Annotated in this window: 24 protein-coding genes, 3 tRNA genes and 3 rRNA genes; 18 read left to right on the top strand and 12 right to left on the bottom strand. The window is 38.5% G+C overall.

Features of this window, described 5'->3' with window-relative positions; genetic code table 11:
• From MLC35_RS09455 to rrf, 5 genes are all read left to right on the top strand, one after another.
• Positions 1-2,589, top strand: a complete 2,589-nt coding sequence (locus MLC35_RS09455; protein WP_434636721.1) for a M14 family zinc carboxypeptidase — start codon at positions 1-3, stop codon at positions 2,587-2,589.
• A gap of 459 nt (positions 2,590-3,048) precedes the next feature.
• Positions 3,049-4,568: ribosomal RNA gene (locus tag MLC35_RS09450) — 16S ribosomal RNA — on the top strand.
• Between the two features lie 286 nt (positions 4,569-4,854).
• Positions 4,855-4,931, top strand: a tRNA-Ile gene (locus MLC35_RS09445).
• Positions 4,932-5,219: 288 nt separating this feature from the next.
• Positions 5,220-8,112: ribosomal RNA gene (locus tag MLC35_RS09440) — 23S ribosomal RNA — on the top strand.
• A 218-nt stretch (positions 8,113-8,330) separates the two neighbouring features.
• Positions 8,331-8,446, top strand: a 5S ribosomal RNA gene (gene rrf, locus MLC35_RS09435).
• Together the 16S, 23S and 5S rRNA genes with 1 tRNA gene alongside form the textbook arrangement of a ribosomal RNA operon.
• Here the strand turns inward: rrf and aat are convergent.
• Genes aat through MLC35_RS09415 form a run of 4 tightly spaced genes read right to left on the bottom strand, consistent with a single transcriptional unit; the run spans position 8,442 to position 12,853 of the window.
• Entirely contained in the window at positions 8,442-9,134 is a 693-nt protein-coding gene (aat, locus tag MLC35_RS09430; protein WP_434636719.1) for a leucyl/phenylalanyl-tRNA--protein transferase, read from the bottom strand. The genes rrf and aat overlap by 5 nt on opposite strands.
• Positions 9,134-11,311 carry an ATP-dependent Clp protease ATP-binding subunit ClpA gene (clpA, locus tag MLC35_RS09425; RefSeq protein ID WP_434636717.1) on the bottom strand — a complete coding sequence of 726 codons (2,178 nt, stop codon included), beginning with the start codon at positions 11,309-11,311 and terminating at the stop codon, positions 9,134-9,136. Before clpA ends, aat begins: the two co-directional genes overlap by 1 nt.
• Before the next feature lies 1 nt (position 11,312).
• Positions 11,313-11,612 carry an ATP-dependent Clp protease adaptor ClpS gene (locus tag MLC35_RS09420; RefSeq protein WP_151899622.1) on the bottom strand — a complete coding sequence of 100 codons (300 nt, stop codon included), beginning with the start codon at positions 11,610-11,612 and terminating at the stop codon, positions 11,313-11,315.
• Between the two features lie 5 nt (positions 11,613-11,617).
• On the bottom strand, positions 11,618-12,853 hold the full coding sequence (locus MLC35_RS09415; RefSeq protein WP_151899623.1) for an aminotransferase class I/II-fold pyridoxal phosphate-dependent enzyme: 1,236 nt from the start codon (positions 12,851-12,853) through the stop codon (positions 11,618-11,620).
• Between the two features lie 120 nt (positions 12,854-12,973).
• On the opposite strand from MLC35_RS09415, the gene MLC35_RS09410 reads away from it, so the two are divergent.
• The 4 genes from MLC35_RS09410 to MLC35_RS09395 all read left to right on the top strand — a co-directional run bounded on the left by MLC35_RS09410 (position 12,974) and on the right by MLC35_RS09395 (position 14,052).
• Positions 12,974-13,201, top strand: a complete 228-nt coding sequence (locus MLC35_RS09410) for a hypothetical protein (protein WP_151899624.1) — start codon at positions 12,974-12,976, stop codon at positions 13,199-13,201.
• Positions 13,202-13,208: 7 nt separating this feature from the next.
• On the top strand, positions 13,209-13,427 hold the full coding sequence (locus tag MLC35_RS09405; RefSeq protein ID WP_418640652.1) for a hypothetical protein: 219 nt from the start codon (positions 13,209-13,211) through the stop codon (positions 13,425-13,427).
• 66 nt (positions 13,428-13,493) lie between these two features.
• Positions 13,494-13,570, top strand: a tRNA-Arg gene (locus MLC35_RS09400).
• A gap of 176 nt (positions 13,571-13,746) precedes the next feature.
• Complete coding sequence (locus MLC35_RS09395; protein WP_434636715.1) at positions 13,747-14,052, top strand: hypothetical protein; 306 nt, start codon at positions 13,747-13,749, stop codon at positions 14,050-14,052.
• Between the two features lie 59 nt (positions 14,053-14,111).
• On the opposite strand, the gene MLC35_RS09390 is transcribed toward MLC35_RS09395, so the two are convergent.
• Positions 14,112-14,294 carry a hypothetical protein gene (locus MLC35_RS09390; protein ID WP_434636713.1) on the bottom strand — a complete coding sequence of 61 codons (183 nt, stop codon included), beginning with the start codon at positions 14,292-14,294 and terminating at the stop codon, positions 14,112-14,114.
• Positions 14,295-14,564: 270 nt separating this feature from the next.
• On the opposite strand from MLC35_RS09390, the gene MLC35_RS09385 reads away from it, so the two are divergent.
• On the top strand, positions 14,565-14,876 hold the full coding sequence (locus MLC35_RS09385; protein ID WP_434636711.1) for a transposase: 312 nt from the start codon (positions 14,565-14,567) through the stop codon (positions 14,874-14,876).
• 110 nt (positions 14,877-14,986) lie between these two features.
• Positions 14,987-15,109: a hypothetical protein gene (locus tag MLC35_RS09380; RefSeq protein WP_434636708.1), complete on the top strand. Its 123-nt coding sequence runs from the start codon at positions 14,987-14,989 to the stop codon at positions 15,107-15,109.
• A 1-nt stretch (position 15,110) separates the two neighbouring features.
• Here MLC35_RS09380 and MLC35_RS09375 read toward each other — a convergent pair whose 3' ends face one another.
• Positions 15,111-16,082, bottom strand: a complete 972-nt coding sequence (locus MLC35_RS09375) for an IS30 family transposase (protein ID WP_434636706.1) — start codon at positions 16,080-16,082, stop codon at positions 15,111-15,113.
• Positions 16,083-16,157: 75 nt separating this feature from the next.
• On the opposite strand from MLC35_RS09375, the gene MLC35_RS09370 reads away from it, so the two are divergent.
• Complete coding sequence (locus tag MLC35_RS09370) at positions 16,158-16,865, top strand: IS3 family transposase (RefSeq protein WP_434638313.1); 708 nt, start codon at positions 16,158-16,160, stop codon at positions 16,863-16,865.
• 36 nt (positions 16,866-16,901) lie between these two features.
• Here the strand turns inward: MLC35_RS09370 and MLC35_RS09365 are convergent, their stop codons facing one another.
• Together MLC35_RS09365 and MLC35_RS09360 are read right to left on the bottom strand one after the other, a co-directional pair.
• Positions 16,902-17,033, bottom strand: coding sequence for a hypothetical protein (locus MLC35_RS09365; protein ID WP_418640649.1), 132 nt, complete (start codon positions 17,031-17,033; stop codon positions 16,902-16,904).
• A gap of 224 nt (positions 17,034-17,257) precedes the next feature.
• Entirely contained in the window at positions 17,258-18,223 is a 966-nt protein-coding gene (locus tag MLC35_RS09360; protein ID WP_434636703.1) for a helix-turn-helix transcriptional regulator, read from the bottom strand.
• 408 nt (positions 18,224-18,631) lie between these two features.
• Here MLC35_RS09360 and MLC35_RS09355 point away from each other — a divergent pair, with 408 nt between their 5' ends.
• The 3 genes from MLC35_RS09355 to MLC35_RS09345 all read left to right on the top strand — a co-directional run bounded on the left by MLC35_RS09355 (position 18,632) and on the right by MLC35_RS09345 (position 20,326).
• Positions 18,632-19,252: a porin family protein gene (locus tag MLC35_RS09355; RefSeq protein ID WP_346389837.1), complete on the top strand. Its 621-nt coding sequence runs from the start codon at positions 18,632-18,634 to the stop codon at positions 19,250-19,252.
• A 61-nt stretch (positions 19,253-19,313) separates the two neighbouring features.
• A tRNA-Arg gene (locus MLC35_RS09350) sits at positions 19,314-19,389 on the top strand.
• A gap of 16 nt (positions 19,390-19,405) precedes the next feature.
• Positions 19,406-20,326: an esterase-like activity of phytase family protein gene (locus MLC35_RS09345; protein WP_434636701.1), complete on the top strand. Its 921-nt coding sequence runs from the start codon at positions 19,406-19,408 to the stop codon at positions 20,324-20,326.
• Here MLC35_RS09345 and trpA read toward each other — a convergent pair.
• Positions 20,323-21,063, bottom strand: coding sequence for a tryptophan synthase subunit alpha (gene trpA, locus MLC35_RS09340; RefSeq protein WP_434636699.1), 741 nt, complete (start codon positions 21,061-21,063; stop codon positions 20,323-20,325). The two genes, MLC35_RS09345 and trpA, sit on opposite strands and share 4 nt — an antisense overlap.
• A gap of 1 nt (position 21,064) precedes the next feature.
• Positions 21,065-21,466, bottom strand: a complete 402-nt coding sequence (locus tag MLC35_RS09335; RefSeq protein ID WP_151899719.1) for an Hpt domain-containing protein — start codon at positions 21,464-21,466, stop codon at positions 21,065-21,067.
• A gap of 80 nt (positions 21,467-21,546) precedes the next feature.
• Between MLC35_RS09335 and panB the strand changes: the two genes are divergently transcribed.
• From panB to MLC35_RS09320, 3 genes are read left to right on the top strand one after another with little or no spacing between them, the layout of a single operon-like run.
• A complete protein-coding gene (panB, locus tag MLC35_RS09330; RefSeq protein ID WP_434636697.1) occupies positions 21,547-22,338 on the top strand; it encodes a 3-methyl-2-oxobutanoate hydroxymethyltransferase in 792 nt (263 codons plus the stop codon).
• Complete coding sequence (ruvB, locus tag MLC35_RS09325; RefSeq protein WP_151899721.1) at positions 22,338-23,351, top strand: Holliday junction branch migration DNA helicase RuvB; 1,014 nt, start codon at positions 22,338-22,340, stop codon at positions 23,349-23,351. Before panB ends, ruvB begins: the two co-directional genes overlap by 1 nt.
• Positions 23,352-24,404, top strand: coding sequence for an AI-2E family transporter (locus MLC35_RS09320; protein WP_418640643.1), 1,053 nt, complete (start codon positions 23,352-23,354; stop codon positions 24,402-24,404).
• On the opposite strand, the gene MLC35_RS09315 is transcribed toward MLC35_RS09320, so the two are convergent.
• Together MLC35_RS09315 and waaC are read right to left on the bottom strand one after the other, a co-directional pair.
• Positions 24,395-25,276, bottom strand: a complete 882-nt coding sequence (locus tag MLC35_RS09315) for a lipid A biosynthesis lauroyl acyltransferase (protein WP_434636695.1) — start codon at positions 25,274-25,276, stop codon at positions 24,395-24,397. The two genes, MLC35_RS09320 and MLC35_RS09315, sit on opposite strands and share 10 nt — an antisense overlap.
• Complete coding sequence (waaC, locus tag MLC35_RS09310; RefSeq protein ID WP_434636693.1) at positions 25,266-26,270, bottom strand: lipopolysaccharide heptosyltransferase I; 1,005 nt, start codon at positions 26,268-26,270, stop codon at positions 25,266-25,268. The genes MLC35_RS09315 and waaC overlap by 11 nt, the downstream gene beginning before the upstream one ends.
• Between the last annotated feature and the right edge of the window lie 59 nt (positions 26,271-26,329).

Here is a 26,329-nt window from a genome sequence, read left to right as displayed (position 1 = left end):
TTGAGACAACAATATAGTTCATATGATGAATGTATAAATTTTTTTAATTCTGCTCAAAAGAGACATCCAAATCTTGTTAAAGTAGAAACAATAGGACAAACATGGGAAAGCAGAGATATTATTGCTGTCTCAATTACTAAAAATGTAGAGGCACATCTGAAAAAACCTGCACTTTTTTACACAGGTACAATTCATGCAAGAGAATGGATTGGAATAGAACTTTCTCTTGCTTTTGCAAAATATATTTTAGAACATATTGATTATGAACCACAACTTAATAAAATATTGGACAATACAACACTCTATATGGTCCCCTGTGCAAATCCGGACGGTTTTGAATACTCAAGAAACCATTTCTCTTTTTGGAGAAAAAACCGGAGAAAAAATCCTGACGGAAGTTACGGTGTTGATCTGAACAGAAACTTTAGCGTAGGTTTTACCCCGAACAAAAATTATACTTCGAATGTCTACTCCGGTCCGGAACCGTTCAGTGAGCCGGAAACCGCAGCCATTAGAGATTTTATACTCGAACGCAAAAATATTACAATTGCTTTGGACTACCATTCTCAGGGCAATGTATTTTTTCCTGCACACAATTTTATTCATGAAGATGCGGAGGATGCTGTTGACTTGAATCTTCTGGCGGGAAATATGGCAGAAGAAATAAGAAAAGAGTCTTCTCGTGAATACGGCATTCATATGGGAAAACCGCCTGTGCATCTCATTTCAGGAAGCGGACGCGAGTTTTACTATTCTCAGGGAATCCTTTCGCTAGTAGCAGAAGTCGGAACGAGAAACATCAGTGACTATATTGAGAATATGAGTGAGAATATCCAGGAAAATATTCCAGCTTTGATTATGGCTCTCTCCGAAGTAAACAATTACAAAAAAGAAAATAATTTACAACGTGTTGAAAATTTTGTGGCAACAGGCATTGGGGCAAAAGAGGTAGAACTTAGCTGGGAGTATATAGAAGACGAAACAATTTATTTTGAAATTTATCGTTCAACAAAACTCAAAGGGTTTGCGCAGGCCTCCAATCGAATTGCCATGACAAAAATGAAAAGTTTTACAGATTCCAATTTAAAGAGTTCGACAAATTATTATTATTATATTCGTGCGGTCTGCAAGGACAAGTCAATTAAATCACCTTATGCTCAGCTTGTTGCGGTAAGAACAAAACCGGCTGAAAATATGTTTTCCAAAATTTTATATCCCATTGCAAGCAAAATAGGATATGTCGGAGAAAAGACACAAAAGAACAAAGATCATTTTGGGAACAATTCTCTGTTTGTCGGAATTTCAGAACAAAAAGGGGAGTGTTACGGAGTGTGTGGATTTTCCTTAATGACAATTCCGGAAAATGCGATTATTACAGCAGCAAAAATTTCATTTTATCCGATGAACCGGGTTGCTGTACAGGTTGAGCGCTATGGTCAGTGGCGGGTTGGACAGATGGATGAGCGTACAATAGACAAAATAGACAGTTTTGATGATATAAAAAATGCAAAAATGCTTTCTTATATAGATCGACCAACCTCTTCACATCAATTGGCTCAGGGTATATGGAGAGAATATCAATTTGCAGAACAGGAAATAAAAGTTCTTGAAAAAGCTTTAAAAAGACGAGAAGCATATTTTAGAATGCAAGGACCGACCTCTTTGCCGCTTGACAGGTCTTCTCAGTTGATGCAGTGGGATATCGGATATGGAAAATTCAGTGGAGGATTAACCTACAGACCAAAGCTTGATATTTCGTATACCATACATGAAGCAAAACTGGATATTCAATCTTCTTATGAGTTTACAGTCAATCATGACAATATAAAAGACAATGCGCTTAAATCCGGATATGACGCAAGTGGCAACCTGAAATATGCATGCATTGAATTTGATTTATTGAATTTACCGGATATGGAAAATACCGTAGTATCTGATGCGTATATAGATTTACAGGCATATCAGGTGAATGCAAAAGAGAATAATTTACGTTTTCATATAGAACTGGTGGAACCGATTACAGGTGAAATTACCTATGAGAAGATAAAAAACAGAAACATTATTGAGAGAATCGGATATGACGTAAGTATTACAGAGATCAAGAGGTCTTCAAAACAGAGATTTGTTTTTGATACATATGCAATTCAGGAAATGCTTGAGTTGGCAAAAGAAAAGAAGAAAGCCTTTTTTGTAATTTCCGCTTCATCAGAAACTGAGATGTCCAAAAATGCTGATGTAAACTGGATAGACAATAAAAAAATAGATAAACCGGTTTTAACTTTGGATTACATCCGTAAAAGGAAAAATCCGCCAAAACAGGTAGAGAACTTACGGGCAAGTATGGAAAACGGAATAATAAAACTGCAGTGGGAAAGTCCTGAAGACGATGGTTACAGAGGTGTGATTGTTGTAAAAAACAGATTCAAGGTTCCATGCTCTCCTTATGATGGGCAAAAACTCTATGGCGGCAGTGATAATTATACGTATGATAATTTTGGTGATTTGAATGTTCATAAATATTATGCAGTATTTTCATATGATGATGTTCCAAATTTTTCTGAACCTGTATATATTGAAGTAAACAGTTAGAAGTTTGTTTGAGTCAAACTTCTATAAAAAGTAACAAATAAAAAACTTCAAAAACTTTTTAAAAAACCCACCAAACATTAAGCAGTCTCTAAGCAACACTCCCCTATAATTCCCATCCACAAACAGAGAGACCTTGTTTAAAAGGCCTGAAGAGACTTCAAGTAGAAGCTTTTAAAAATGTTTGAGATCATTGAAAACTAAGCAAGTAAGAGACTTTTTAACTTTAGAGTTAAAGAGATAAATTACTTAGAAATAACTAATAAACAACAACCGTCTATTCTATTTTGAAATCCATACAGGCTTGCCTGTATGGTTCCCTTAATAGTAATAGATAACTATACAGTCTAGTAATAGAACCTTAAGCAGTTTTATTAAGACTTAAAATAACAAAGCCAATGATTTAATAATCTTGGGCAAAAGATCAGTAATGCACAGTAATGTGTTCTTTACATAATAACAATTATGGAGAGTTTGATCCTGGCTCAGAATGAACGCTGGCGGCGTGCTTAACACATGCAAGTCGAACGGTAACAGATGGTAGCTTGCTACTATGCTGACGAGTGGCGCACGGGTGAGTAATATATAGATAATGTGCCCCTTGGACCGGGATAGCCATTGGAAACGATGATTAATACCGGATACTCCTTCTTATCACAAGATAAGTCGGGAAATGGATTCCGCCAAGGGATCGGTCTATATCCCATCAGCTAGTTGGTAGTGTAAGAGACTACCAAGGCGATGACGGGTAGCGGGTTTGAGAGGATGATCCGCCACACTGGTACTGAGACACGGACCAGACTCCTACGGGAGGCAGCAGTGAGGAATATTGCACAATGGGGGAAACCCTGATGCAGCAACGCCGCGTGGAGGATGACGCATTTCGGTGTGTAAACTCCTTTTATATGTCAAGAAAATGACGGTAGCATATGAATAAGCACCGGCTAACTCCGTGCCAGCAGCCGCGGTAATACGGAGGGTGCAAGCGTTATTCGGAATCACTGGGCGTAAAGGACGCGTAGGCGGGTTGGCAAGTCAGATGTGAAATCCTACAGCTTAACTGTAGAACTGCATTTGAAACTGCCGACCTAGAGTATGGGAGGGGAGATGGAATTAGTGGTGTAGGGGTAAAATCCGTAGATATCACTAGGAATACCGAAAGCGAAGGCGATCTCCTGGAACATAACTGACGCTAAGGCGTGAAAGCGTGGGGAGCAAACAGGATTAGATACCCTGGTAGTCCACGCCCTAAACGATGTTCACTAGTCGTCGCTCTGCTAGTCAGGGCGGTGATGCACTTAACAGATTAAGTGAACCGCCTGGGGAGTACGGTCGCAAGATTAAAACTCAAAGGAATAGACGGGGACCCGCACAAGTGGTGGAGCATGTGGTTTAATTCGAAGATACGCGAAGAACCTTACCTAGCCTTGACATTGAGAGAACCTGCCAGAGATGGCGGGGTGCCCTTCGGGGAGCTCGAAAACAGGTGCTGCACGGCTGTCGTCAGCTCGTGTCGTGAGATGTTGGGTTAAGTCCCGCAACGAGCGCAACCCTCGTCCTTAGTTGCTAGCAGGTTAAGCTGAGCACTCTAAGGAGACTGCCTTCGTAAGGAGGAGGAAGGTGAGGACGACGTCAAGTCATCATGGCCCTTATGGCTAGGGCTACACACGTGCTACAATGGGGCGTACAGAGTGTTGCGATACCGCGAGGTGGAGCTAATCACTTAAAGCGTCTCTCAGTTCGGATTGGAGTCTGCAACTCGACTCCATGAAGCTGGAATCACTAGTAATCGTAGATCAGCAATGCTACGGTGAATACGTTCCCGGGTCTTGTACTCACCGCCCGTCACACCATGGGAGTTGATTTCACCCGAAATCGGGAAGCCAACCTTCGGGGGGCTACCGCTTACGGTGGAATTAGCGACTGGGGTGAAGTCGTAACAAGGTAACCGTAGGAGAACCTGCGGTTGGATCACCTCCTTTCTAGAGTAAAGAGCACTCATTCGATTGAGTGGCTCAACACAAGAAAATCTCACACGAGAAATAGTTTATTGGTTGTTTCAAAAGTTAACTTACTTGCTTAGTTTTCAGTGATCTGTGTTCATTTGAATTACGATTATGTCAAAGGTGTAACCTTGAGAGGGCTTTGCTTTCTGAGGGATTTTAGCTTTAGTCAAGGAAGGTTCTTTGCTGAAGGCGGAGCGTACAAACTGTACGTGACAACTGAAGTAAAGGTTCTGACGCAGAATAAAGTTAAAAGCACCAGAAAGGGCCTATAGCTCAGCTGGTTAGAGTGCACCCCTGATAAGGGTGAGGTCCCAGGTTCAAGTCCTGGTAGGCCCACCATTTCTTAGCGATTTGCACTTAAAAAAGAAACTCACATACTAAAGTATGCTTCGCTTCTTTTTTAAGCACAACTCATCTAAGAAACAAGTTTCTAAATTAAATATAAGTTCTTAAAATCATAAGAATTTATATTTGGTTTAAAAACCAAACGATCATTAAATTACAATTGTTAAAGTCAACAACTTTAATTATAGAGATATAATTAAAAACTAAATAACTACAATAACAGATCATTCATCTTGTTTAATGTATTCATACATTAAATAAGGTAGTGAACGCAACATAGAATAAAAAGATATTAAGGGCCATAGGTGGATGCCTTGGCTAGTAGAGGCGATGAAAGACGTACTAGGCTGCGAAAAGTCTCGGGGAGCTGCCAAGAAGCTTTGATCCGGGAATTTCTGAATGGGGCGACCCAGCACGGAGCGATTCGTGTTACCACCTTCGGGTGGGGCGAACTTGGGGAAGTGAAACATCTCAGTACCCAAAGGAAGAGAAATCAAACGAGATTCCGAGAGTAGCGGCGAGCGAAATTGGAATAGGGCGCATACATTTAGCATATTTGTTAGCAGAACATTCTGGAAAGGATGAGCATAGAGGGTGATACTCCCGTAAGCGAAAACATTTATGTGGAACTAAGGTATGGAACGAGTAGGTCGGGACACGTGTTATCTTGACTGAATATGGGGGGACCACCCTCCAACCCTAAATACTACTACTAGACCGATAGCGAACAAGTACCGTGAGGGAAAGGTGAAAAGGACCGCGGTGAGCGGAGTGAAATAGAACCTGAAACCTATGGCTTACAATCATTCGGAGCACTATTAAATAAGTGTGACGGACTGCCTTTTGCATAATGAGCCTGCGAGTTGTGGTATCTGGCAAGGTTAATCGAACGAGAAGCCGTAGCGAAAGCGAGTCTTAATAGGGCGACATAGTCAGATGCTGCAGACCCGAAACTGAGTGATCTATCCATGAGCAGGTTGAAGCTGGTGTAAGAGCCAGTGGAGGACCGAACCCGTAGAAGTTGAAAATTCTTGGGATGACTTGTGGATAGGGGTGAAAGGCCAATCAAACTCAGTGATAGCTGGTTCTCTCCGAAATATATTTAGGTATAGCCTCGAGCATTAGCGTATAGGGGTAGAGCACTGACAGGGCTAGGGCTGCTTACCGCGGTACCAAACCCTATCAAACTCCGAATACTATACGTGTAACCTCGGGAGTCAGGCGTAGGGTGATAAAATCCTATGTCGAGAGGGGAACAACCCAGACTAACAGCTAAGGTCCCAAAGTTTTATCTAAGTGGAAAAGGATGTGGAGTTGCTGTGACAACCAGGAGGTTGGCTTAGAAGCAGCCATCCTTTAAAGAAAGCGTAACAGCTCACTGGTCTAGCGATTCTGCGCCGAAAATATAACGGGGCTAAGATAAACACCGAAGCTTTAGATTTACAGTTTACTGTAAGTGGTAGGAGAGCGTTCCATTCAGCGCTGAAGGTATACCGGTAAGGAGTACTGGAGCGGATGGAAGTGAGCATGCAGGCATGAGTAGCGAGAAAAGAAGTGAGAATCTTCTTCGCCGTAAACCCAAGGTTTCCTACGCGATGCTCGTCATCGTAGGGTTAGTCGGGACCTAAGTCGAGTCCGAAAGGGGTAGACGATGGCAAATCGGTTAATATTCCGATACCGACATTACATCGTTTGAGTGATGGGGGGACGCATAGAGTTAAAGGGGGTCACTGATGGAATAGTGGCTCGAAGGACGTAGGTCGACGAGTAGGCAAATCCGCTCGTCAAGCGACCGAGATCTGACAGGCTGGTCAATCTTTTCGGAGAGCGACCAGAACCCTTGATACTGTCGTGCCGAGAAAAGCCTCTAAACGAGATGTAATGTTGCCCGTACCGTAAACCGACACAGGTGGGTGAGATGAGTATTCTAAGGCGCGTGGATGAACCCTTGTTAAGGAACTCTGCAAACTAGCACCGTATCTTCGGTATAAGGTGTGCCCTAAGTGTTATGGGATTTACTCCCAGAAGCACTGACGGGTCGCAGCAAAGAGTCCCTCCCGACTGTTTACCAAAAACACAGCACTCTGCTAACACGTAAGTGGATGTATAGGGTGTGACGCCTGCCCGGTGCTCGAAGGTTAAAAGGATTGCTTAGCGCAAGCGAAGGCATGAATTGAAGCCCGAGTAAACGGCGGCCGTAACTATAACGGTCCTAAGGTAGCGAAATTCCTTGTCGGTTAAATACCGACCTGCATGAATGGCGTAACGAGATGGGAGCTGTCTCAACAAGGGATCCAGTGAAATTGTAGTGGAGGTGAAAATTCCTCCTACCCGCGGAAAGACGGAAAGACCCCGTGCACCTTTACTATAGCTTGACACTGCTATTGGGATATTCATGTGCAGGATAGGTGGGAGCCGTTGAATCCAGGACGCCAGTTCTGGAGGAGGCAACCTTGAGATACCACCCTTGAATATTCTGATAGCTAACTCCGTACGATTATCTCGTGCGAGGACAATGTCTGGTGGGTAGTTTGACTGGGGCGGTCGCCTCCTAAAAAGTAACGGAGGCTTACAAAGTTCGGCTCAGAAGGGTTGGAAATCCTTCGTAGAGTATAATGGCATAAGCCGGACTGACTGTGAGACATACAAGTCGAGCAGAGTCGAAAGACGGTCATAGTGATCCGGTGGTTCTGTGTGGAAGGGCCATCGCTCAAAGGATAAAAGGTACGCCGGGGATAACAGGCTGATCTCCCCCAAGAGCTCACATCGACGGGGAGGTTTGGCACCTCGATGTCGGCTCATCGCATCCTGGGGCTGGAGCAGGTCCCAAGGGTATGGCTGTTCGCCATTTAAAGCGGTACGCGAGCTGGGTTCAGAACGTCGTGAGACAGTTCGGTCCCTATCTTCCGTGGGCGTAGGAACGTTGAGGAGAGCTGACCCTAGTACGAGAGGACCGGGTTGGACGTGCCACTGGTGCACCAGTTGTCCTGCCAAGGGCATAGCTGGGTAGCTACGCACGGATGAGATAACCGCTGAAAGCATCTAAGCGGGAAGCCAACTCCAAGATGAACGTTCCCTGAAGTACGCTTGAAGACTACAAGCTTGATAGGCTGGATGTGTACGCACAGCAATGTGTTTAGCTGACCAGTACTAATAGTACGTTTGTCTTTTTACCAAGTTCTTAAATGAACACAATTGCTTCACTACCTTATTTAGTGTATATATACTAATAAGTATGAACTATTACAGTAGTTATTTGGAACCGGTACTTTAGTGCCGGCTGTTGTTGATTTTACCAATTCTAACTTAATGAGCAATCATTAACTCACTCAACTGGTCCTTGTAAGATCAGATATAAATACATCAGTCAGATGTCTTTATATCTGATCTTGTCTAGGTGGCTATAGAGAGAGGGAAACGCCTGGCCCCATTCCGAACCCAGAAGCTAAGCCTCTCATCGCTGATAATACTGCAGGTTTCACTTGTGGGAATGTAGGTCGCTGCCTAGTTGATCAGATTTTTATCAACAATCCATTCATTTTTTACAATATCCATATTTACTTTATACAAACGTTCAAGATAATAATCTCTTGAAACTTCTTTTGCTCCTAATGATTTAAGATGTGGTGTCGGTACCTGACAGTCAATAAAATCATATCCCCATACTTTTAAATGTTTTACCAATACCGTATATGCAGCTTTTGACGCATCACTGACTTCTGCAAACATTGATTCTCCACAAAACACTTTTCCTATTGTCAATCCATACAGCCCGCCTACCAGTTTGCCATCGAGATAACTTTCAACTGAGTGAGCTATACCCATGCCGTGCAAAACATTGAATGATTCTGCCAGATCTTTATTTATCCATGTACCATTTTGATCTTTTCTTGCAACAGAAGCACATTTATGCACAACTTCTTGAAATCTGCTATCAAATGCATATTCGAACTTTTTCAATTTTTTTTTCAATGAACGTCTTAGTTTAAAGTCATCAAGCTCCATAATAAGACGCGGATTCGTTGACCACCACAGTATCGGGTCTTGCTGCGAGTACCAGGGGAAAATACCATTTTGGTATGCTTTTAATAATCTAGAGGGATTTAAATCTCCTCCCCATGCTACTATACCTTCTTTGTTCGCATCATGGGGATCAGGAAAGGAGAGTGAATAATTGTCAAGCTGCGGCAAATACATTAAGCTTCTTCGTATACATTCTCTAAAGTGTCATTTTGTATTATCACTTCTACTTTTCCGCCATTTTTAAGTTTTCCGAATAAAATTTCATCACTGAGTTTATCGGTAATATTATTTTTAATATACCTTTTAAGCGGTCTGGCTCCCATTTCCGGTGAATAGGTTTTTTCAGCAATAAATTTTATAACTTTATCGGAAACAGTTACAATTATTTTTTTCTTTTTTAACTCTTTATTGAGTTCTGCTATGAATTTTTGTACAATTTTTTCGACTATTTCATGACTCAATTGCCCAAATTCTATAATAGCATCTAATCTATTTCTGAATTCCGGAGTAAAAAATGATTTTAGTTCTTCGTTTTTGGAAATAGATTCATCTTTATTGAATCCCATTACATTTCTGGCTTGAGCTCCTATATTTGATGTCATTATCAGTATAACATTCTGAAAATCGGCTTTGTAGCCATTATTGTCAGTGAGTGTTGCGCTGTCCATTATTTGAAGTAAAATATTTATAAGTTCAGGGTGTGCCTTTTCTATTTCATCAAGCAGTAAAACTGTATAAGGATGCTTTTTGATGGCTTCTGTAAGCAGTCCTCCCTGCTCATATCCTACATATCCAGGAGGCGCTCCTACCAAACGGCTGAGAGCATGTTTCTCCATATATTCGCTCATATCAAATTTTTCAAAATTGATCCCTAAAATTTCACTTAATGCAATTGCCAGTTCGGTTTTTCCAACACCTGTCGGTCCTGAAAACAAAAATGAAGCTATGGGTTTGTTCGGAGGTGTTAGTCCTGCTTTTGATATTTTAATAGCTTTTGTCACCATCTCTACAGCTTTTTCCTGACCAATAACTCTTTGTCTGAGTTTATCTTCTAAATGTTGCAAAGATGCCGTTTCATTATTAGATATTTTTGAATTACTGATACCCACAATAGATGCTATAGTTTTTTGAATATCATTTGCGGTTACTTTTTCTTTTTTTCTTTTTTGAAGATGAAATGATGCTGCTGTTTCATCAATTAAATCTATGGCAATATCTGGTAAAAATTTGTCTGTAATGTAGCGTTTAGAGAGATCCACTGCTGTTTTTAATGCCTTGTTTGTATATTGCACAGAATGGTGTTTTTCATATTTGCCTTGAAGTCCCTTGAGAATGAGATAGCTTGTTTTTTTCGATGGTTCATTAACATCTATTTTGGAAAATCTTCTGCTGAGTGCTTTGTCTTTTTCAAACCCGTTTCTGTATTCTGCAAAAGTTGTAGCTCCCATACATTTTATTTCGCCTGAAGCAAGAGCAGGCTTGAGCTGATTGGCTGCATCCATTGTTCCGCTCGTGCTTCCTGCTCCTATAAGTGTATGAATCTCATCTATAAATAAAATTGCTTTAGGTTCACGTTTGAGTTCATCCATAACACCCTTAAGGCGTTTTTCAAAGTCTCCTCTGTACTTTGTTCCTGCAAGCAATGCCCCTAAATCAAGCGCATAAAGATTGGAGTCTTTGATTATGTCAGGAACATCATTCGCTGCAATACGCAGAGCCAGTCCTTCTGCTATTGCTGTCTTTCCAACGCCTGGTTCACCTACAAGTACAGGGTTGTTTTTCTTTCTTCTGCAGAGTATCTGTGTGACTCTTTGAATTTCATTATCTCTGCCTATTACAGGGTCAATTTTTCCTTCTTTGGCTTTTTCTATAAGGTTTATTGTGTATTTTCGTAAATTAGACTCTTTTTCTTCTTCATCCTGGTCTGTGTCAGGATGTGAAATTACTTCCAATATATCCAGTTTTGTTATTTGGTATTTATTGAGCAAAGCATAGGCAAATGTATGTTTCTCTTCAAAAAGAGTTGCCAAAAGATCCCCTATATCCGCATTCGTTTGACCGGATGACTGAACATGGCGCACCATCTTATCAATCAAACGGGAAAGCGCTACGCTTTCATAAGGGTCCTGTATTATATCGGCAGGAAGTGTTTCCATATTTTTTTTGATGTATTCGCCAAGTTCTTCTTTCATTTTTGACACATTTCCGCCACATGTTTCTATAATTGATGCGCCCTCATCCGAACTTAACAAAAGGTAAAATATATGCTCAATTGTCAGGTATTCATGGTGGAGCTGTTTTGCAAATATTACAGATTTTTGAAATATATCATTGAGTGATGAGCTTATCATGTTATTCTTCCTCCATTGTGGCTTTTAGGGGAAAGCCGTTGTCTTTCGCTTTGCGACGTACTTGCTTAAGCTTTGTCTCTGCGATTTCATATGTGTAAACACCACACAAACCTCTGTTTTTTTTATGTACTTCAAGCATAATATCCTGCGCTTCTTCATATGTTTTATGAAAAATTTCCATGAGAATATCGACTACAAAATCCATAGGCGTATAATCATCATTGAGTAAAAATACAAAATATTTTTTTGGATATTTCAGTATTGTCTGTTCATCTATTTCTAAGTCTGTTTTTGTTGCCATTTTTTCTACTTTGCTGCTTGAATAAAATCATTTATAATTTCTACCGGGTTTTCAAGTCCGATAGAAATTCTAATAAGACCGTCGGTAATTCCAAGAAATTCTCTGGTTTTTTCGTCAAAATCACTGTATATAGTTGATGCCATATGCAGGGCGAGTGTTCTTGAATCGCCTATGTTTGCAGTAATTGTTGCTATTTTTGTTTTACGTAAAAAGTCGTATGCACGCTCTTTGCTTTGCATATCAATTGTCAAAAGGGTTCCGCATCCATATTGAAAATCTTCTTTATACCGTGCATGGTGAGGATGAGACTGAATACACGGATGGTTTACCGCTATACCATGTTTGGCAAGTTCCAGGGCCACTGTTTCAACACTTTTGACTATTCTTGGAAGTCGGAGTGCCAGTGTTTCGAGTCCGAGTAACGTTTGATAGCTGGCATGTGCATTTGCGCTCATTCCCAAGTCTCGTAAAGCCCGTTTTTTTGCATTAGGTATGAGAGCCGTTTTCCCCGCTCCTTTGATAAACTTTTCAAGGAATGCGTAACGTTCTGTCTTAAATTTGTCAGCATTTTCATGTATGGCGCGAAAAACCACACAACCGCCTAGTGCAGAGGAATTTCCAGAGATGATTTTCGTAGTTGAATAAACCGTGATGTCAGCACCAAGAGCCAAGGGCGAAACACTTAAGGGAGTAATAGTGTTGTCAACGATGAGCGCTACATTTGATTCATTCGCAATTGCAGCGATTCTTTTAATATCAGGAAGCCTCATATTCGGATTACCGACACTTTCTAAAAAAATTATTTTTGTATTTTTGTTTATGGCATTTTCTATGCTGTCAAATTCGTCAACATCAAAAAAGTGAGTTTTTATACCAAATCTGCTGAGAGTTTCATCAAACAGTGCGTATGTCCCGCCAAACAATCCGCCTATGCTAATGATTTCATCTCCTTGAGAAAGCAGGGACATTACGGCAAGAGATGTTGCTCCCATCCCTGAGCTTGTTGCAACAGCTCCAATACCACCATCCATCTCTGCCATGATTGATTCAAGTTTTGCTGTTGTTGGGTTGCCCATTCTTGAATAGAGAGGCTTTTTTACACTGCCATTGAAAATCCCTTCTGCTGTTTCCGGACTTCCATAAGAAAAAGAAGCTGAGGATACTATACTCGGAGAGACCGCTCCTTCTTTACTTCCGATACTTTGTACAAATTTTGTGCAGTAGTCTTCAAATTTATTCATATTTCATGCCTTTTAATTATCTATAAATTATAGCAAATTAGAGATAATATTTATCCTATGTACTTTAATTATGTTAGAATTCTAAAGAAGAAATTTATTAATTAATATTAGGAAACGCAAATGGATAATCAAACAGCTTTGAATAAACTCAGTGAAAAAGTTTCAAGTATTCTTGAAAAATATCATACGCTCATAGATGAAAATGAGAAGATGCGAAATGAAATCGTGACACTCAAAGCAGATTGTGCATTGAAAAATCAGGAAATTGAAAGACTGCATGAAGAAAATGCTCAAAAAGATATAGAAATAGAAGAAATTGTAAATAAAATCGAAAGTATTTTAGGTTAATAATATAATGAGTAAAAAAATTGGACTACATATCGGAGGCCGCAGATTTGATGTTGATGTGGAAGATAAATTTGCCAATTTTTTACAGAAACAGATGATAAAAGATTTTAACATGGAAGGAAACAATGATATTAAAGTTTTACTCCAGGCATATGTACGAAAAAACCATGAATTGTATTTGCAAAATCAAAAAGTAGAAGAAATATTAGTAAAAATTGAAGATTAGACACTGTTTTATAATTATATAAGTTATAAGTGATATAATTTCAGCCTCTCAATCAGAGAATGGTGTGCGCTCGTAGCTCAGCTGGATAGAGCACTGGTTTGCGGTACCAGCGGTCACATGTTCGAATCATGTCGGGCGCACCATACTTAAACTTCCTCACCTATTTAACCAATAAATTTTAATGGTATGTTATTCAGTCTGTCTCTTCTCAAATAACAATAACACTTGATGTCAGAATTGGCATAAGAATTTATTAATTGACAAAACTTGTCCATCTAATTTCCTATAATCTTTACACTTCAAAAAAAGGAACAAGAAGATGAAAAAAATAATAATAGGTGCAGTTTTGGCATCAACAATGGCATTGGCAGGTAGTTACACTTTAGCTCCAGATGGTAGTTATGTTAGTGGGGATACTGCAACTTTAGCTCCTGACGGCACATATGTAGGAGGGAATAGTGCAACACTAACCCCAAATGGTTCTTATGTAGGGGGTTCGAGCAGTACTATGACGCCAAATGGTAATTATGTAGGTGGATCAACAAGCACTTTGGCCCCTGATGGCTCTTATGTTGGTGGTAATACTGCAACTTTGGCGCCTGACGGTTCTTATGTAGGGCAATGATTTTTAGCATAGCTTTTATTGCTATGCTCATGTAAAAGTTCTTTGCATGCAAAAATAAGCTATCGTTGCGGCACCCAATTTTCTTTCACATCACCAAACTCTTCTTCTTTATCAGGATGCAGAAATTTTTTTACCATCTGCTCAATATATCTATCCATCTTTTGGTATTCCTGTGCAAACTCTTCATGTGAAACATACTTGACAAGAGGTTCTTGTTTATAGTGATGGGTGATTATTTTCATCTGCTGTGCCTCTTGAATATACTCATCATGGCGGCTTATAACTTCAAAGCCTTCTTTTAACAGCTCTTTATTATGTAATGTGTCAATTGTATATACTGTTTCTGAATATTTTATCTTGATATAACCACGGGAGATAAGCTTGTCTATAGATGCTGGGAGTACATCTAATTCCCTTTTTCCATAATCAAATGATGTGGCTACACTTATTCATACTCAGAACATTTAGCAATTCTGAGATCAAATATCAGTATGAGTAAGGAAAAAGAGAAGATGAGAAACAGTAAATATACAAGAGAGTTTAGAGATTCCAGTGTGCAGTTAGTTTTAAATTCAGAAGAGTCAACAGCAAAGATTGCTAGGGACTTGGATGTTAATGAAAAAACGCTTTATAATTGGGTTAGAGAGTATAAAAAAGCCAATAATATTCCCATAGCACCAAGAGGTGGGTTTACAAGAAGCAACAGCATTAAAGAAACCGCAGAAGAGGAAAATAAACGCCTGCGTGCAGAGAACAAACTCCTCAAGCAGGAACGTGACATATTAAAAAAGGCAACCGCGTATTTCGCAAAAGAAACTCTGTAAAATACGCATGGATACAAGAACACTCAAACGAGTTTCAAATAGCAGTGATGTGTAGAATACTTCAAGTCGATAAAGCAAGTTATTACCACTGGATAAAGCAAGGATGCCAGATGCAACAGATAGATAAAAAACTTAATGAACTCATTGAAATTATCTTTATGCAGGGAAGAGAGAACTACGGTACCCGACGAATTAAAGCGCCAATTCTAATATCAAGTGCAATTTCCACCTAATTTAACTAGCTAACTTTTTACTCATTTCACTAAAAAACACCTCATATGGAGTTTTATATCCAAGGATTTTTCTAGGTCGATTGTTAAGTCTGTTCTGAATCATAATGATTTCATCCTTTGAGACATTTAAAAAGGTGCTTTTCTTGGGTAAATACTGCCTGATTAATCCGTTAGTATGTTCATTCAATCCTCTCTCCCAAGAGTGATATGGATTAGCAAAGTAAAAATCTGTGTTCAGTGCAGCTACTACTTGTTTATGATATGCGAATTCCTTGCCGTTGTCACTTGTAATTGTATGAGTGATCTTTTTCATTGGTGTGAGCATCTCTATAAGCGCTTGGGTTACTACTTCGGCATGTTTAGTTGGTACATTTTTAATGATAGCAAATTTTGATTTTCTGTCAACTACAGTAACTAAAAATCCTTTATGATCTTTACCAACTACAGTGTCAATTTCCCAATCTCCGATGCGAGACTTTTTCTCTACAATCTTTGGTCTCTTATCTATCATGATACGGTCTATAATAGTACCTCTCGCCATATAGTCATTACTTCGCTTATGATACTTCTTGTTTTTGTGTCGGAGGTACTGGTAAAGTTTACCACCATTCTTTTTGTTGGTATAAATGTAGCGATAGATAGTCTCATGAACTACTGATACCCCAGTATCGAGTTTCATACGACCTGATATCTGTTCTGGCGACCAGTCCTGTTTTAGCTTCGCTCTGATATATTTCTCGATAGGTTTCGTGAGTGAGTGTCTCTTTCTTTTTTGCATCTCAGTTTTTGTTGAAATAATCTGAGCTAGCTCTGCATTATAGCCTCTTATCTTATCATTATTTCTTCTAAGCTCTCTGCTTATTGTTGATGGGTGCACACCAAGTTCATTTGCAACTTCTTTTTGGTTTAATCCAGCCTTTTGCAAAGCTGAAATATGGTATCGTTTCTCTAGGGTTAATTGTTTATATCTCATGCTACTTCTTATTTTTTGGTTGAAATAGATTAGCAGGTTATCAGTTAACCCTACCTTTCAACTTACTTTTAAAAAATTGCACTTGATATTAGAATTGGCGAAGATAAACTGGTACAAAGGTATGGATTTGTTGTTTCTCGTCGTCGCATAGGGCGTATAATGTGTGAGCTGGGACTTGTTGCAAAGACGAAAAAACGCTATAGAATCAATACAACAAACTCCAATCATAATCTACCAGTTGCACCGAATATTTTAAACAGAGATTTTTATGCTTCTTATCCTGATGAGAAATATGTTGGAGATATAACTTATATTCCAACAAATGAAGGCTGGCTATATTTAGCGACTGTAATGGATTTATACTCCCGTCGCATTGTTGGTTGGTCAATGGATGACACGATGAAAGTATCACTTGTAAATGATGCCTTAAATATGGCACTCACTGCAAGAAAACCAGCAAAAGGTTTGATTTGGCATACTGATCGAGGTAGTCAATATGTTTCATACTCTCACAAGGATTTATTACAACAACATGGCATAATTCAGAGTATGTCACGCAAAGGGAACTGTTGGGATAACGCGGTGGCAGAAAGCTTTTTTCATACACTAAAAACAGAACTCATTTATCATGAGATTTTCGAGACAAAAGCACAAGCTAATCAGGCTATATTCGAGTATATCGAAGTTTATTATAACCGACAGAGAATGCACTCTGCAAATGGAAATCTATCACCTGTCGAGTTTGAAGAAAAAATGATGTTACAAGTTGAAACAGCAGCTTAGAATCTTTATGGATAAGTATGAAATAGGGTTGACACATCAGAGAGATTGTAGTTGTTTTTGCAGTGAGGCATCAAGTGTGAGTGGTATCACTTTTGTAACAGTTACATTCTCTCTTGCGCTAATAATAGAAGCCAAGAGTAAAAGTAGAACGAATATTGTTTTTTGCATAGTGAAAATCCTTTTTTAAATTTTGTTCGTATTTATAGCTTAAAATGGATTTTCATCATCCATATCCATATCTTAGAACCTTTGAGAATATCTTATCTCTATATCTCTTGTGCGATTTCCCACCAATATGATTTTGTTGTACATTTTGATTCCTTCATCAGTTTGCGATATATTACTCTTTGCTATGGACAGATATTGTCAATGAATAAAACTATTGTGAAATATTATAACAAATATGCTCTTACATCAGTTTCAATCTTCTCTCTCAAAGAATTAGGTGAAACAACTTTCATATGTGGAATCCACTTTTTTACAAGATCTTCTATCTCCATCTCCTGTGTTACCGTAAATGAGAACAATATACTTCCATCATTCTTTTGCTCTATAATCTTTTGAGAAGGTAAAAATTGTTTCATCTTGAAATATTTTGCTTTCTTTGGGCTTACTTCTACCACTACCTCTATAAGGTGTTTTCTAAAAGATGGCGTATATTTGGGGTAGGGGGTTTGTATGGTTTTTACAAAGTCAACTATATCCGGATTATGATGAAATGTTTTTTTATGAAGCACAATATCTGTAATATTTGTAACTCTAAAAATACTAAAAGGGTAAGCTTCATTTGCATTCTCACCCACAAGATAAAAGTTTTCATTGATAAAGAGAATTTTATAAGGTTTGAGCTCATAACTGCTCTCTCCTTTTGCTTCTTGTTGTGTGATGGTGATATATTGCTTGTATGTGATTGCTCTCTCCATCTCACGCAGAAGCTTGACATCCTGTTTCTTTGTTTCAAAAGGTTTTGTGACAAATTCATAACACTCTTTTGATTTTTGGATTTTTGTATTGATAATTTTCTTATCATTCTCATCTATATTTAAACTCTCTAAAATATTGTTTCTTTGTGCAATATTAAACGTCTGTACCATTAAAGCTAAGGTGTCTTGGTCTAAAAAGTTGTTAAAGATCTCTTTTGTTATCGCTTTATAACATCCCTTTTCACCCTTGCCACCGCGAATAAGATCAAAACTCTCAGGAAAATACTCTTTGATTACATCAAGATCTCTACGGATTGTTTTTTCACTTTTTCCAAACCACATTGCATCGTTTTGTAAAACATCAATACAAACTTTTTCTCCACTGTTAAATCTTTTTAAAAGTTCTAAAACTCTCGCTGTTTGATTGGTTGTCATAACACACCTTCAAATTGTTTTAGAAAATTATAACCTTATTTTTGGTCATATTTTGTCTAATGGTGATATGAGTGAGATTAAACCCAGAAAAAACTATATCTTTTTCTGGAAAAAATAAAAAAGAATTGCCCTAATGAAGCTCTATGATAAGGTATTTTATTTCATTGCTGGTCATGGTAGGGGGGTGGCATTTTCTCCAAGTTATTAATTTGAAAATTAATCCTTGCCAAGCATCAGGAATTTCTAATAAAGCATCTTTAATGCTTCTTAGACTGCATCCGTTAAGAATCTGTTTGGAGTAACCTTGTTTTTGCATTGATTTTCGTAATGTATCCATATCAACTTGGCGGATAAGCTTTATTTCTATAAAAAAAGATTACAATACGTTTATAATTCTAAGGAGAAACAATGAAAATACGAAATCTTTTATGTCTGAGTGGAATGCTTCTGCTTTCAACAACACTCTTTGCCGGCGAAGTTCCTGAGGAAGCGGATGCTTCTCGCGCACATATTGAGGCAAAACACCATGAAGAAGGAAACCTTTATATCGTTGCCAAAGGACTGTTGAGTTTAGGTGACAATTATACGGAAGAAGCAAAAGGCACAGAACCTGAAGCGATTTTAAAAGGTGACACCGGACAGGGTTTCGGAATTGATTTGGGATATAGACTGGGCTATGGTTTTGCTACAGAATTTGATTTTTCATACACACATACTACGGTTACAAAATCTGTTGTCGGTGAGGCAGATGTAAGTGCGGGAGCAGATTATTACAGTTACGGTATAGATTTGCTGTACGGATATCATGTAAATGAGGAAATTGTTCTTTTTGGAAAAGCAGGATGGGAAATTGAGAAAGAAAAAATCAGTGCTTTTGGTATTGACGGAACCAATGACGGATTTACCTATGCTGCCGGAATGGAATACGGTCTCTCTTCGCATTGGGCACTCATAGGAGAGTATGAAGGCTCTTTAATAGACGGTCCGCGCGGAAATAACATTTTTGCCGGTGTCAGTTATACTTTTTAAAACATTCAGACAGTATCTGTGAGCAGAATCTTTCTGCTCATATAAAAAAATACTGTTTCTTCTCCTTATCGCTTAACTGGATAAAGCAGTCCCCTCCTAAGGGATAGCTCGTGGTTCGAGTCCACGTAGGGAGACCAAAAAAAGGCAAAACTTTTGAAATACTTTTTCTTTGCTTTATTGTTTTTTTTACAACTTCATGCACAAATTACTGCGTATAAAATTACTCCAGACAATACTTTACATGTAACGAAACAAAAAATAAAAATACTTGATGCAAAAATCTTACATTTTGAGACTAAAAAACGTATTCCTTTTCATGAAATTTCAGACCTTGTGTATGAAAACGGGGTTGTTTATTTTGTCAGTGACCAGGGATATTTATATAAATTTTTCATAAATATTCGAAAGAATAAAATCAGCAGTTTGCAATATCTGGATGCCTATGTTTTGAAAAACAAAAAAGGGAAGAAGTTAAAAAAGAAAAAAAGGGATGCGGAAGGTTTGGCACTTTGCAAAGACAGACTGCTGGTATCGTTTGAGAGAAAACAGCGTGTTGTTTGGTACTCAAAAAACGGATTGAAAATAAAGAAAATAAAAATTCATAAAGATCTGCAAAACAAAAATAATTATGCCAGCAAAAACAAAGGGCTCGAAGCCGTTACATGTAATGACAAATATGGTGTTGTGACGGCACCGGAACTGCCGCTGAAAAATACAGATGTAAAATATCATACACTTTATACGAAAGATCAAATATTTAAATTCAGTGCTGGTGGCAGTATAGTAGGCATGGAGTTTTTTTCAGAAGATACTGTTTTGGTACTGCTGCGTGATTTTAGTTATTTGACACGCAGACGGGTAACTGCTTTGATGAAAGTATACTTAGATACATGCAGTGAGTCCAGAGTGTGCAAAAGTGAAGTTTTAGCTAAACTTGACTCCTCAAACGGTTGGAAACTTGATAATTTTGAAGGCTTGACACATATGTATGCAAACAAATATTTGATGGTCAGTGATGACAATGAGAATATGCTGCAAAAAACACTTTTGGTGCTTTTTGAAATAAAGCCCTAAGTGTTGATTTTATCTTTAATCACTTTTGCAAGTTCACAGCATTGAGTGATTTTTTGCGTATAGTTTATATCATTATTGAGTAAAATTTTTACAAAAGCACTCCCGACTATGACCCCGTCAGCACCTTGCACTTTTTCTTTTGCTGTTTTTTCGTTTACACCGAAACCTACATATACGGGTGTTTTGGTGTATTTTTTGATAGAGTGCAAAAAAGGCTGCAGATCTTCGGCTTTTCCTGAGCCTGTTATCCCAGTATAAGCAACCATATAGATGAACTTTTGCGCATCGCTGACAACAGTCTGTATCCTCTCTTCGCTGTCTGTAGGTGCAACAAAAGAGATGTTTGCAATACCGTTGCTTTGAAATAAATCTTTGTATGTCAACGCCTCTTCATGGGGAACATCCGGAATAATCAGTCCGTTTATGCCAAGTTCTTTTGCCAAAGGAATGAGATTTTGCATGTTTTGCTGGTAAAAACTGTTGAAATAACCCATCCAGAGTGTATCTACCTGAGGGGCAATCTCTTTGGAAATTTCAAGTAAATCTTTAAATTTAAATCCAAGTTCAAGTGATTTGTGATTTGCTTTTTCTATGAGAGGACCATCAGCTACAGGGTCTGAAAAAGGAACACCGAGTTCCAAAGTGTCGACACCGCTTTGTGCAAGGGCGAGACTCAAGTCAACTGTAAAAGATTTTTCCGGATAGCCGGATGTTATGTATGCTACTAAGTTTTTCAAATTATTTTTCCAAGTCAGGGATTTTTAATAAGGAGTATTTTATTTTACTGAGTTTGTTGTTCTGTCTCAAGTCGTCATTCCAAACAGCAAACATATCACTGATATTTAACAGCCAGTCTGTTGTTTCATCACTGACAGGCGGTTTTTTTTGACGTAAAGATTCAAGCTCATCTTCAACAAAAGCAGCCAGTTTATTCATTGGTATGATTTTCAAATAACCGCTTGCTGATTTTATATTATGAAATACACGAAAAAGTTCATTGACACTTCTTTCGTACATATTGGGTTTTGAAAGGTCAAGAATCATAACTTCCATGCTCTCAACCATCATAGCATAGTGATCCAAAAACTCATCAATAATTTCAAAATCAAAGTTTTCTTCTAAATCACTTCTTACACCCATAAAATAATTCTCCTGTATAGTTCAGATTATAGCAATTTTTGGCTAAAATACATCTATATAATATAATAAAGAGTTTTAAAATGAGTAAAAAATTAACGATAACAGCTATAAAAAAAAGAAAGGGTGAAAAGCCTTTGGTAATGATAACGGCCTATGACGCACTCTTTGCAAAACTGCTCGAACCAAGTGCAGATATGATTTTGGTTGGTGACAGTTTAAATATGAGCTTTGCAGGCCGCAATGATACAATCAGTACCACATTGGAACAAATGATTTATCACACAAATGCCGTTTGTAAAGGGGCACCAAACAGTTTTGTGATTTGTGATATGCCTTTTGGAACCTATACATGTAAAGAAGATGCTTTACATAATGCTATAAAAGTTTTTCAAAAGACACCGGCAGACTGTGTGAAGATAGAAGGCGGAACAGACAAAGCAGAGATTATTCAACATTTGACAGAGAACGGCATTGCAGTATGTGGACATATAGGACTTTTGCCACAGTCGGTAAGAAGTGAAGGCGGATACAAAGTCAAAGGGAAAACTGCTGATGAAAGAGAACAGCTCCTCAAAGATGCCAAGGCAGTTGAAGAAGCAGGTGCCTTTTGTATGGTGATAGAAGGAACAAAAGCCGAGGTTGCAAAAGAGGTCGCACAGAGTGTGACGATACCGGTTATAGGAATAGGTGCAGGTGCTGATGTAGACGGCCAGGTTTTGGTATTTTCTGACATGTTGGGGTTTTTTGAAGAATTTACTCCAAAATTTGTAAAAAAATATCTTGATGGGGCCACTCTGGTTAAAAAAGCTTTGCAAGAGTATGCGGATGAGGTTGTGAACCGTAAATTTCCGACAGAGGAACATATATACTAATGGAAAGAGTTGTAGATATTGAAACTTTTTCTCTTGAAGAAGAGAGCAGCGAAGTTACATTACGTCCTGATGCCTGGAGTGAATATATAGGGCAGGAACAGATTAAAAAGAATCTTGCTGTTTTTATAGAAGCTTCAAAAAAAAGAGACGAAGCACTTGATCATGTTTTGTTCTACGGACCTCCGGGACTTGGTAAAACAACTTTAGCCTTGATTATCGCCAATGAAATGAATGCAAATATTAAAGTAACAGCCGCACCGATGATAGAAAAAAGCGGTGATTTAGCAGCAATTCTGACAAACCTGGAAGAGGGGGACATTCTCTTTATCGATGAAATACACAGGCTCTCTCCTGCCGTTGAAGAAATTCTATACTCTTCTATGGAAGACTATAGAATAGATATTATCATCGGCAGTGGTCCTGCTGCACAGACGGTCAAGATTGATTTGCCTCGATTTACGCTTATAGGAGCGACAACACGGGCGGGAATGCTTTCAAATCCATTAAGAGACAGGTTTGGTATGAGTTTTCGCATGAATTTTTACAATCAGGAAGAACTGGCAAAAATCATTGTGCAGGCATCGAATAAGCTCGAATGCCAAATCATTCATGAAGCGGCTCTGGAGATTGCAAAAAGAAGTCGTGGAACACCACGTATTGCCCTGCGTTTGTTGCGTCGCGTGAGAGATTTTGCGGAAGTTGCCGATGAAAAAAATATAAATCATCAGCGTACCCGATATGCATTGGATGAACTGGGCATCAATTCACACGGTTTTGATGAAATGGATCTGCGTCTGCTGACGCTTTTAGCAAGTGCCAAAGGACGTGCAATGGGGCTGAGCACTATCGCGGCAGCATTAAGTGAAGATGAGGGAACGGTAGAAGATGTTTTGGAACCGTATCTGCTTGCAAACGGTTATTTGGAACGGACAGCAAAGGGCAGACGGGCAACACCCGCAACCTACGATGTCTTAAATATGTCATGTGTAAATGAAGACGGGACACTTTTTTAGATGAAATCACAATATTTTATAGCTGTTTTGTTTGCTACATCTTTGTACTGGATGTATCTTCTGTATGAACCTTTTTTGCTTGTGATGACTATTGCCGCTTTATTGGCAATTTCTACGGCTACGATCAATAACTATTTTGAAGAGTTGTTTTCCTCTCGTTTGTTGGCGGCATTTGTATCAAGTCTACTGCTTGCCATGCTCTTTTTTGCACCGCTTGGTTACTTTTTGGCAACACTCACAATCAAGCTGAACAATTTGGAGCCGAGCAGTTTGCAAAATATAGAACTCTATATAAACGGGCTGATTACCAATCCACCGAAATTTCTGCTCTTTTTAAAACCTTATCTTGCAGATTCTTTAAAAGGAATAGATATCAACAGTTTGACTACAAATGCTTTACATGTAGCTGCAAAAATTGGAACATTCAGTGCAGGTTTTGTAAAAAATGCTTTTTTGGTCATTGTTTTTTACTTTTTTGCTTTGTATAACGGTTCTACAATTGTAGAGTTTCTCAAACGTGTTGTCCAGATGTCTGTTGAAGACAGTACTTTACTTGCACGGGAACTCTCCGCTGTTATGAGTGTTGTTTTTTATTCCATCATCGCTACGGCAATGTTTGAAGGTGCACTCTTTGGTATAGCAGTCTCTTTTATGGGCTATAATGGCCTGCTCTTTGGCATTATGTACGGATTTGCTTCTTTACTTCCTGTTATAGGAGGAATTTTAATGTGGCTTCCGTTTATGATTTATGAATTTTCGGTAGGACATAATGCAAATGCTGTTTTTATAGCACTCTATTCAATTATTGTGATTTCAATTATAGCAGATACTTTTGTGAAGCCTTTGATAATTAAGGAGATAAACAATCGACTGCTCAAAGAGAGTGATGCACAGCTCAACGAACTTGTTATTTTCTTTGCAATTATTGCAGGGCTGACAACTTTCGGATTTTGGGGAATGATTTTAGGGCCTGCAATAACAGCTTTTTTTCTTGCAATTTTAAAACTTTTTGAAGCCAGAACGCAAGAGTGTGAAACAAAAAATCAGGTATAAATTTCTGGTTTGTCGTTTTTCCATCGACGATGGAGCCAAAACCAAAACTTTGGCTCTTTTTTGATGATGGAAGTGAGCCAGTCGGCTTGGAGCTGTGTTGCTTTTTGTATATCTTCTTTTTCATTCTCTGTTTTATCAATTTTTATCTCATCAGCTATAATTATTGTGTAATTTTCTTCATCATCAGTTCTTATGTGTACGGGCACTATGGCGGCATTGAATTTGCGTGCCAAATAAGCAGGTGTTGCCGTCATACGCAGCGGTTTGCCTAAAAAATTCACCATAACACCCTCTTTCTCATTGATATTGGTATCTATTAAAATCCCGCTGGCTTTTCCCTGTTTTATAAGGCGTATAAGAGGTTTGACAACATTTGTTTTCTCAAGATTGGTGTTGCCAAATCTTGCTCTTGCATCGAGCAGCCATTTTTCATAGATTCTGTTTTTGAGCTTTTTGTAAACAGGAGCAATGGGTTCTACATGTAAAGCAAGTCCTGCCGCACCAAGTTCCCAGGCGCAGTAATGGGGAGTCACATAAATAACGGCACGGCCTTCTTTGTGAATTCTCTCAATTTCTTTTTTATTTATTACTGTAATTCTCTTGGCAATTTCTTCTTTGCTCAAATGGCGAATTTCCATAAGGTGTAAAAAGTTATAGAGCAGGTTTTTAAAGCTGTAGCGTGTGATGGTGTCAATTTCTTCGTTACTCATACTGTTGTCAAAGGCATAGTTGAGGTTTTGTCTGACGATACGACGGTATTTTTTTGCTGATTTGTAGCCGATAAAGGCCAAAAAGGTAAAAAATGCTTTGCGTGCCTTATGCGGCACTAGCATTAAAATATGTTCAATGACGAGGAGGAAATTATAGCCCATTAGTTAACAGCTCCTTTGCTTTTTGTGTGACATCTTCAGGACGAATTTCTTTAATGGAGAAGTCATTTTTATTAATTTTAAGAATATTTACCTTTGAGGGTGATTTGAGTGCTGTATTTTTTGGCGTTTCGTAAATCATTCTCGTGGTAGTCGGACCCAAAAGTGTAATGGAGGGAATGTTTTGCGCCCATGCCAGATGTGTCGGACCGGTGTCATTTCCTATAAGCAGATCCATGCTCGATATAAAAGATACAAGTTCTACCAGTGTGAGTTTTGGTGCCAGTTCGGCATACTTGGAGTGTTGCACAATCCACTCAGCATCCTCTTTTTCAGATGCATTGCCCCAAATAATGTAACACTGCTCCTGGAGTCTATTGCAAATGTCCGCAACAGACTCTTTTGGATAAATTTTTGAAGGCCAGGAAGCGCCTATCACAAAGGCAATGTTTTTTTTCTCACGTTGCAGTGAAAATTCTTTTGTTTGTGAAAAAACGGGTTCTTTGTTTAAAATCATAGCATCCGTAATCTCAAATCCGAGAGCGTCAGCAACAACAAAGCAGTTGCGCTTTATAACATTTTCTTCATACGGGACAGAGGAGGTCGTTTTATAAAAAAGTGCGGCCAAAGATTCACGTATTGAATTTTTATCAAAACCATGGGTATTCTTCCCTATGATTCTGGCAACTGCTGCTGACTTTAAAAGTCCTTGCATATCTATTATAATATCATAATCGGGCAGCATAGAGAGCTCAGCGAATGTTTTTTGTAGCAAGGAAAAGCTTTTTGTCTTTTTGAGTTTTTTTAGATTGACAGTGTGAACTGTATGCAGGTGTTTGTTGTTTTGTAAAATATCTGAAAAAATCTCTTCACTTATCCAGTCTATTTTTGCATCAGGATACTCTTTTTTGATAAACTGCAATACAACTGCACTGTTGATTATATCTCCGAGTGCGGAGAGTCTGACAATAGCAATATTTTTAATATCTTTTTTCATCAATGACATTATACCAATAATAGTAAATCTTTGATATAATTCAAATAAATTAAGAAGGA

It is taken from the genome of Sulfurimonas sp. NW7 (assembly GCF_051132265.1).
GTDB lineage: Bacteria > Campylobacterota > Campylobacteria > Campylobacterales > Sulfurimonadaceae > Sulfurimonas > Sulfurimonas hydrogeniphila.
The sequence above is the reverse complement of the archived record's forward strand: the minus strand, read 5'-3'. Positions and strand labels throughout refer to the sequence as shown.